The following is a 1774-nucleotide window of genomic DNA, read 5'->3' on the forward strand; positions in this document are numbered from 1 at the left end:
CGATCTCATCCTTCGGCCGCCGTCTCAGCAGTGCCCATATTGCCGAAAGCAAATCCTTGAAAAACAGGGGCGCAAACACATTCTGCCAAAGTAGTGCTAGGGCGCGTACCCATAAGGAGGAGAGGTCAGCTTTTTGACCCGCCACGTAGGCGAAGGTTCTGGTCTCGTCAGAATCACATTGCACCTCGAGTACAATGACCCAGGGGCACCCTTATTGTCGGCGAGGTGCGGTCCTTGCGGCAATTGTTTGAGTCAATGCTGCCGGAAATGTATTCGACGTTGGTGGAGAGATGCCGCAAACGATCCGGGGCGCGGGGTGGCCGTGAGGTCAGTCGAAACCGATCGACACAGCCTGTGAGCCCGACTGCGCCAAGCGTCCCGTTCCTTTTTCAGGTCTGACAATTCGTTGCGGAGCAGCTTGATAATTTGGCGCTGGGTGTCAATCTCCGCCTGTAGGAGAGCCATTTCTGCCCGTTCCCAGCCCGCATCGTCTTGCCCCACTGAGTCGCCGGGGCTTCCCTCGGCCGCTCCAAAGGCGTACACGCGGTGCAGCAGCAACTCGGCGGTGTCGATCTGGCCGATGTTCAAATCGCGAGATACCGGGGCAGCTTCCTTCAGCCTCAACATGGTGGACCTCTTTTTTAGGTCACCCCCATTGCAACCTCCCAGATCCGGCTTAACCATTCGTTAACCTTGGACCAGTGGCAGCGGCGCGGATGATCTTTGATCCTAGCCCAATAGTGTGCGCCGACCGCTCCTACAAGAGACGTGCGCTTGGTTTCGCGGGCGAGATTCTACGTGATGCCTCGATAGCTGGGCCAGGCCGCCCATCGCTCATGCATCGGCGATCTCGTCGGGCGAATTGATCTGCAATCGCGCGAGCAGCCTGGCTTTCTGCTGTGAGACTTGCTTGGCGGTGCCGCCGAGCCTCCTCGCAATCTCCTTGTTACCAGATGTCAGCCTGAAGTCTCGCACGTTCGGTTGCCGCGCGACGGCCCCAATCCTCTCCGGGGGCTTTTGGGACAAAGGAGGCCGGGGACGCTGGGGCCGCGAGCGCGCGGCTTGTCCAGCGCACCGACGCCATCCTCTGCTTTCGGCGCGCTCGCGCGCTTACAAATGATACGTTGCCACATTAAATTCGCGGGTAGCCTGCCTCCAACACATCTTCAATAGGAACGCTGGCGCTCGACAGCATTTGAATCACGCTTCGCGCCGGTCCAATTCGTCCCGGAGCGCTTTGCACGTCGTGACTGCGCGGCTCCAGCATGCTCGCGACCCTACCGCTGGAGCGGCCTGTTCGGCGCGGTGAGGCTTTTCCCATGCACGCACTCGTCACAATCTTCGTTCACTTTAGGCAGATCGCGACCTGACCGGGGCCCATGTGAATAATCCAAACAACAATCCCAATTGCGACAGCGACAAGTGCCGCAACTCCGCAGGAGAGGTCCGGAGCTACCCCAACAGCCATCCTCCGCTGACCCTGTGCAGAACGTGCTGGGCTCACGAGAGTGCGCGTAGGAGATACAAGACTGGCCTGCGAGTGCTGACTTGGGCACAGGGCGACAGAACTATCAGCGCTCTGTCCTCACATACGGACTGAACTCAGACGTTCGCTGCAAATCCGGAACGGCATTCAAGGAGAGTGCTTCACCTCGCGGGTGCCGGGGTCCTGTGTGCGAATTTCCAAAGACGCTCCAGATAACAATCGAAACGGCGACGAGGAGCAAAAGGTCACGGACCATGGTATCCTCCCTTTCGCTGATCAATGGGGCAA

1 protein-coding gene is annotated in these 1774 nt (G+C 59.0%); it reads right to left on the minus strand.

The features are described 5' to 3' along the window. Positions 1-252 precede the first annotated feature (252 nt). Entirely contained in the window at positions 253-627 is a 375-nt protein-coding gene (locus CT676_RS43530; protein ID WP_135217341.1) for a hypothetical protein, read from the minus strand. Positions 628-1774: the final 1147 nt, after the last annotated feature.

The organism is Bradyrhizobium sp. MOS001 (genome assembly GCF_004634465.1).
GTDB classification, from domain to species: Bacteria; Pseudomonadota; Alphaproteobacteria; order Rhizobiales; family Xanthobacteraceae; genus Bradyrhizobium; species Bradyrhizobium barranii.